The 7087-nt window shown below is 56.3% G+C and carries 7 protein-coding genes; 2 read left to right on the plus strand and 5 right to left on the minus strand.

Going from position 1 to position 7087, the window contains the following annotated elements; genetic code table 11:
* The 3 genes from ACLQ7H_RS18660 to ACLQ7H_RS18670 form a co-directional block, all read right to left on the minus strand.
* On the minus strand, positions 1-1039 hold a 1039-nt coding region (locus ACLQ7H_RS18660), incomplete at its 3' end, for a Gfo/Idh/MocA family protein (RefSeq protein ID WP_411753948.1).
* Positions 1032-2294 (minus strand): MFS transporter, encoded by a 1263-nt coding sequence (locus tag ACLQ7H_RS18665; RefSeq protein ID WP_411753949.1) that lies wholly within the window; start codon positions 2292-2294, stop codon positions 1032-1034. The genes ACLQ7H_RS18665 and ACLQ7H_RS18660, both read right to left, overlap by 8 nt.
* A gap of 47 nt (positions 2295-2341) precedes the next feature.
* Complete coding sequence (locus ACLQ7H_RS18670) at positions 2342-3259, minus strand: GNAT family N-acetyltransferase (RefSeq protein ID WP_411753950.1); 918 nt, start codon at positions 3257-3259, stop codon at positions 2342-2344.
* Positions 3260-3588: 329 nt separating this feature from the next.
* Between ACLQ7H_RS18670 and ACLQ7H_RS18675 the strand changes: the two genes are divergently transcribed.
* A complete protein-coding gene (locus ACLQ7H_RS18675) occupies positions 3589-4569 on the plus strand; it encodes a LacI family DNA-binding transcriptional regulator (protein ID WP_411753951.1) in 981 nt (326 codons plus the stop codon).
* Here ACLQ7H_RS18675 and ACLQ7H_RS18680 read toward each other — a convergent pair.
* A complete protein-coding gene (locus ACLQ7H_RS18680) occupies positions 4561-5343 on the minus strand; it encodes a PhzF family phenazine biosynthesis protein (RefSeq protein ID WP_411753952.1) in 783 nt (260 codons plus the stop codon). The two genes, ACLQ7H_RS18675 and ACLQ7H_RS18680, sit on opposite strands and share 9 nt — an antisense overlap.
* A 9-nt stretch (positions 5344-5352) precedes the next feature.
* Positions 5353-5955, minus strand: coding sequence for a LysE family translocator (locus ACLQ7H_RS18685; protein WP_411753953.1), 603 nt, complete (start codon positions 5953-5955; stop codon positions 5353-5355).
* Between the two features lie 117 nt (positions 5956-6072).
* On the opposite strand from ACLQ7H_RS18685, the gene ACLQ7H_RS18690 reads away from it, so the two are divergent.
* Positions 6073-7053 carry a hydrolase gene (locus tag ACLQ7H_RS18690; protein ID WP_411753954.1) on the plus strand — a complete coding sequence of 327 codons (981 nt, stop codon included), beginning with the start codon at positions 6073-6075 and terminating at the stop codon, positions 7051-7053.
* Positions 7054-7087 lie beyond the last annotated feature (34 nt).

A 7087-nucleotide genomic window follows, 5' to 3' on the forward strand; every position in this document is an offset into this window, starting at 1 on the left:
GTACCGCCTCGTCTGCCGCCAGCACCACCCGTAAGCTGTTCAATGCATCCTGAAGATGCTGATTGAGATCCAGGCCCTCACGAATAGCCTGTAAAAAGTACCGCTGTTCACTCAGGCACAGCGCTAAATGGTCCGGCTCATCCTGGCAATCGATCCAGCGATCCGGCCGCTTAAAGCGATTCTCATCGTCTAAATCGGCGTAATGCACCCGCAATGATTCGGTTTTGGTATGCCCCCCGACATCGTCGGAAGCCCTTTCATGATGACGGGCCACGATCGAAACCGCGCCTCTTGGCCCAATGACATCTTTCACAAAGTAGGCCGTTTCACTGATCATCGGCCCCCAACCCGCTTCGTACCAACCGATCGACCCATCGGCAAAACGCACCTGTAGTTGGCCGTAGTTATACATCCCCTGCGGCAGGTCATCCGTCAGGCGGGCGCCGATAGCGCTCACGCTGATCGGTTCGGCCTGGGCCATCTGGCACATCACGTCCAGATAATGTACGCCGCAATCGACAATCGGCGACAATGACTGCATCAGATTGCGATGCACATTCCACATCTGCCCGTGGCTTTGCTGGTTGAGGTTCATCCGCATCACCAGAGGCTTACCCAACCCCCGCGCGAGTTCCACAAACTGTTGCCAAGAGGGGTGATGGCGCAGGATATAGCCCACCACCACCTGCCGCTGTGCCTGTCTGGCAGCAGCAATCACCCTTTCGGCCCCGGCCACCGTGGTGGCTAGCGGTTTTTCGATGAACAAATGGCACCCCGCAGCCAACGCCGCCAAGGCGTAGGCTTCATGGGTGTCTGGATAAGTGGTCAGGCACACGGCATCAGGCCGGGTTTGCGCCAGCGCCAACTCAAACTCGCTAAAAGTGGGATAACTGCCCCCCAAACGTTGATTGAGCAACTCACGCGACTCACCCCGTGCCACCAGCCCGCAGATTGTCACCCCTTCCATAGCGTGGTAGGCCTCGGCATGGGAAGCCCCCATATTGCCGCAGCCCACCACCAGCACCCGCAAATCAGCCATCCCGTTTCTCCCCTGCTGGAATATCCCGGTAGTTGAAGGTGAAGAAGAACAGCGCAGCGATCGCCAATGCGCCGAAGGCCGGGTACCACCAGAAGTGCTGCCATTGCGGCAACGCCGCAGCTCCGTCCGCCGTTACCATATGGTTAAACAGCGCACCGCTGATCTGCGAACCAATCAACATGCCGATACCGTAGGTGAACAGTACCAGCAGGCTTTGTGCCTGGCCTTTCACTTTGTCGCCCGCCACTTTATCGGTATAGATAAAGCCGATGACGAAGAAGAAGTCATAACACATGCCATGCAGGATGATGCCGAGGTAGATCATCCAGCGCATTTCTTCGGTTATGCCCAGCGCAAACATCACATAGCGCAGGAACCAGGAAAGCATGCCGATCATCAGCATGTACTTGATCCCCAACCGGGCAAACAGGAACGGGATCAGCAGCATGAAGAACAGCTCGGACATTTGCCCTAGCGACATCACGCCCCCCACGTTGGTGAAACCGGTCGCGGCCACGAAAGGCGCGGCATAGGCGTAATAAGCCGCCAGTGGGATCGAGATCAGCGTGGCACAGATGATAAACACCAGGAAATGACGTTGCTTGAGCATTGCAAAGGCATCAGCACACAGTAGATCGCGCATTTTTACTGGCTTGCCACGTTCTGGGGCCGGAGTATGCGGCAGCGTAAAGCTGTAAATCGCCAATACCAGCGAGGCCACGGCTGCCAGCGAGAAGATATCGGTACTGTCCGACAGGCCGCTGGTGCCGACGATCAGCCCAGCGACAATCCAGCCAAAGGTGCCAAACGCCCGCACTACCGGGAAGGCTTTCTCGCTATTACTCAGGCTGTAAAACGCCACGTTATTGCTCAGGGCAATAGTGGGCATGTAGCACAGCATATAGCCGAAGATGATCCACAGCAGCCCGCTGCCCTGCCCCTCGGCAAAGAACCCTGGCATCATCCACAGCAGGCCAGCCCCAATCAGGTGCAGCACAGCCAACACTTTTTGCGAGGCAAAGAAGCGATCGACCACCATGCCCAGCACAAAAGGCGACAGGATTGAGGCGATTGGCCCGGTGGAATAGGCATCGCCTATGATCGCGGCCAGACCATATTTGCCCATCACCACGCCGAGCGTGACGTACCAGGCTCCCCAGACAAAAAACTGCAGGAACATCATCAGTGCCAATCGTGGCACCACCCATTTGAACGTGGCGCTTTTGGCTGCCTGGCCCAGGCTATCTGTTTGCATAACTCCCCCATCGATGTTGGTTGGTTAATACAGTAACGACGCCGGTGCTAACCGCTTTCCGGCAAAAAAGACGGCATCACCACGCCGCCGGGTTGTTGCGCCTGGCCTTTCACCTGCGCGACATGTAATTCACAAATTCGTCCGCCCCAGCGCAGCAAAACCTGGCTAAGCGCGGAGCGCTCTGCGGGCACCAACACCACCGGTGTCGTACCACGATGATGGCGATCCAACATCCAGCCGAGTAACTCAAGGGCGATCTCTTCGTTATGGCAACAGCCTGGCCCCAGCATGCGGGACGCAGGGTGTGCCACCGAGGCCAGATAGCCACCGATGCGATCGTCCAATTCCCAGACAGCAATCCGCCATAGTCCACTGGTATCACTAAGGAAATAATCGATATCTCGCTGGCGTTCGATGCCCAGTATTTCGCGCTCCAGCTCCAGGATGGCTGGCAGGTCATCGAGCCGTGCTGCCCGCACCTGGCCACGAGTCAGGTGTGGATAAGCCAATCCCTGGCTCGGCACCGGGATCGCCATATCCTGATAGAGGGCATACGGGGTAAATCCCCCACGCTGGTAGAGCGAATAGGAATCCAGGTTCAGCGCGCTGGACAGCAAACGGACCGGTAAGCCCCCCGCCAGTTCGTCGGCCTTGGCTAACAAACGGCTGGCAATCCTGCGGCCAAAATAATCGGGATGAACATTCATGATGCCCAACCCCAAATGGGTTTCACGCGGGTGAAAAAAGCAGGAGCCGCAGATCGCCCCTTGTTGATCGCGCGCAATCCAATGGTGGCCCTCATCCAACTGCTGGTAAACATCAACAAACAGGCCACAACTTTCCGGCCCCGCAGAGAAGATGTCGCCCAGTCCGTGGCGCTGATACCAGGCATTGGTTGAGCAATGGATCAGAGCGGCAATCTCGCTACGATCCTGCGCTTGCGCTAGCTGAAGCTGTATCTCCATCTGCCATCTCCTATTGCGTCGTTCTTTGGGGAATTCGGTACAAAAACCTGTATGAAATCGATTACATTTAGCTAATGAATAAAATGTAATCGATCTCTTTTTTTCGGCAACCCGATTAAGCTAGATAAAAGCGTCGAGAAGAGAGATCTGCAATCGAGGTCACAAATTCCACGTAGGGATCAGATTGATGCCAAATTGGCAATGAGGCTAAATGTGTCGAGGTCGAATATATACGACCGTAGGGGCGCCGCGTGCTGCGCCCGTTTAACAGCAACACAGCCTCTACATAGTGTGCATTGCCATATAGTAGGCAGAAGGAAAAGCAAACCATGTCGATAGCAAAGGTGGCAAAAATCGCTGGTGTCTCAGCGGCTACCGTCTCAAGGGTGTTGAACGGCCAACAGATCGTCAAACCGGCGACTCGCGATAAGGTCCTGGCGGCGATCCGCGCCTGTGACTATCAACCCAACCTACTGGCACGCCAGTTGCGCACTGCTCGTAGCGGGATGCTGCTGGTGCTGGTGTCCAATATCACCAACCCCTTTTGCTCACTGGTAGTGCGCGGTATCGAAGAAGAAGCCGAACGCCACGGTTACCATATTCTGTTGTGCAACTCGGAATCCAACCCGACTCGTGAATCCGCCTACCTCAGCCTGCTGAGTGGCAAAGTGGTTGACGGGGTGATCACCATGGATGCCATCAGCTGTTTGCCGGGTCTGACCGCGATGATCGGTGATTTCCCCTGGGTACAATGCGGCGAAGGGGATACCCAATTCCGTGCCTCCTCCGTCACCATCGATAACCACCAGGCCGCCATGGCCGGTGTGCAGCACTTGGCCGCCAAAGGCCGCCAACGGATCGCGTTGCTCAATGGTGATATGCGTTACCTGTTTTCACAACAGCGGGAACAGGGCTACCGGCAGGCGTTGGCCGAGTTGGGGCTGGACTATTGCCGGGTAGAATACGTCGAAGGGCTGGATTACTCCGCTGGAGCCAAGGCGATGAGTGATTTGCTGGCAGACGGGCAGCGGCCAGATGCGGTATTTGCCATTTCGGATGTGATTGCCGGGGGCGCGATGAGTACCTTGCACCAGCAGGGCTTACGCATTCCAGAAGATATCGCTGTGATGGGATTTGACGGTGTGCCATTTGGCAGTATCACCACCCCACCGCTGACCACCATCGTGCAGCCAATGCATCTGTTCGGCGTGCGCAGCGTGCAACTGCTGCTGGAGAAAATTCAGGGCCAGCAGTTGCCCCCTTGCCACGACGTGCTGGATTGGCAACTGCTGGAACGGAGTTCAACCTGAAAGAGAACCACGCAAGAAGATGCGCGCGTAGCCGCCGAGCAACGTGCGTTCTTCTTGTTGCTCGCAGAACAGCTCACCGCCGCGTGATGACAGCTGTTTTGCATGTAACTCCTGGCGGCCAAGACGTGCCGTCCAGTAAGGCAGCAGTATGCAGTGGGCGGAGCCAGTTACCGGATCTTCGCTGCGATCCATTGAGAAATAGCGCGAGACAAAATCCACCTCATCACCCGGAGCCGTGACGATCACGCCGCAGCCGAGATGGTCGATCAGCTCGGCGATCACAGGCTGTGCAGCTCTGACCTGAGCCTCATCGGCCAATACCGCCATCAACGACTGGGCTCGCCACACTTCCTGCGGTTGCACACCGAGCAAAGCGGCCAACTGCGCCGGTTCGTCAATCTTCTGTGCTGGGCGAGAAGGGAAATCCAGGACCAGCCGTTCACCGTCCGCCGCATCGCGTTTGACATACAGCTCACCGCTGGCGGAACGGAAACGGATATCGCTTAACCCCGGGTTCACCACGTTTAACAGCACGTGTGCCGTGGCCAAAGTGGCATGTCCGCACAGATCCACCTCCCGCGTCGGCGTGAACCAGCGGATCGCATACATATCACTATCCTGCCAGACAAAGCTGGTTTCCGGCAGATTCAACTCATTGGCGATGGCCTGCATCTGCGCCGTCTCCAGCGGTTGTTGTAGCAGGCAGACACCGGCCGGGTTACCCCGCATTCCTTCGCCAATGAAGGCATCAACATGGAAATAGTTTTCGGCCATTACGGTTCCTTAATGCCAAATCAGTAATACACAGGCCGCGGTTAACAGCCCCATCGACACGTTAAAGATAATCCAGGCCTGCTTGCTGCGCAGCAGACGGCCAATCACCGTACCGAATCCCAACCAAACGATCCCAGCCACGATATTGACGGCAAAAATGCCGAAGGCGATGGCCAGAATGGAGTGGTTGTATTTATCCCCTGCCAGGCTAAAGCTCGCCACCGCCCCCAGTGCCATCAGCCAGGCCTTGGGGTTGAGGAATTGCAACAGCCACCCTTGGTACAGACGCACAGGCTTCGGTGGCGGCGCGTCAGTTTCCAGCTTTTCATAGGCCGCCGTAGCCACTTTCCATGCCAGCCACAACAGATAGAGGCTGCCAAGAATTTTCAGGATCAGGTGCAAAGAAGGATAAATCAGGATCAATCCGCCAACACCAAATGCCACCAGCACCAGAATACTCTGCATGCCAAGCATAATGCCGATCATCAGCCACAATGAACGCATAAAGCCGAAATTGGCACCGGAAGTGGTGAGCAACATGTTGTTGGGGCCAGGAGTGATCGCAGCCACCCACAGGAAGCCTAGCATCGAAAGAAATAAACTCAGTTCCATGAAGCGGGTGCTCCTCACCCAAATGATTTTTTTGCAGTATGATTGCTAATACATGTGTTTGAAGCTAACAGTGCGGTACGGATCACACAATAGCCGCCAACAAGAATTTTATTCATTATGTATGAATCCTTTCGCCCCCTGACCGGGGCCAGTAATCCACACCTGCAAACCCTGCTGCCACGGCTGGTACGCCGCCGCGTGCTGCTACAACCCCATTGGCAGCGGCTGGAGTTGCCGGACGGCGATTTCGTCGATCTGGCATGGAGTGAAGACCCACAGCTAGCACGCGATAAACCCCGCGTGGTGCTGTTCCATGGGTTAGAGGGCAATTTCTACAGCCCTTACGCCCATGGGCTGCTCAATGCCTGGCGCGAGCAAGGCTGGTTGGGCGTGGTGATGCATTTCCGTGGTTGCAGCGGCGTACCCAACCGTAAGCAACGGATCTACCATTCCGGCGAAACGGAAGATGCCCGCTTCTTCCTGCGCTGGCTGCGTGACAACTTTGGCGAAGTGCCAACGGCGGCAGTCGGGATTTCCCTTGGCGGCAATATGCTGGCCTATTATCTGGCCCAACAAGGCAATGACAGTCTGCTACAAGCGGCGGTGGTGGTTTCCGCCCCGCTGATGTTGGAGCCTTGCTCGATTCGCATGGAACAGGGATTCTCACGCGTCTATCAGCGCTACCTGCTGGGCCAACTCAAGCAGAATGCCACGCGTAAGCTGCTGCACTACCCAGGCACTTTGCCGTTGGATCTGTCGCAACTGAACAAGCTGCGGCGCATTCGCGAGTTTGATGATGTGATCACCTCGCGCATTCACGGCTTCAGCGATGCGGTCGATTACTATCGCCGTTGCAGCGCCCTGCCGCTGTTGCCGCAGATCGCCACGCCGTTGTTGATCATTCACGCCAAAGACGATCCGTTTATGACCGATGCGGTGATCCCCGATCTCGCCGGCCTGCCGCCTAATATCGAATATCAGCTGACAGAGTGCGGTGGCCACGTCGGCTTTGTCGGCGGCACCTTGAAAAAACCGCAAATGTGGCTGGAGCAGCGTATCCCAGCCTGGCTTTCTCCTTTTTTGGAACCCACCAAGTGATTATTCCCTGGCAAGAAATTGAACAAGAGACCCT

Origin of the sequence: Serratia sp. (in: enterobacteria), from assembly GCF_046715635.1 — a bacterium.
Taxonomy (GTDB): domain Bacteria; phylum Pseudomonadota; class Gammaproteobacteria; order Enterobacterales; family Enterobacteriaceae; genus Chania.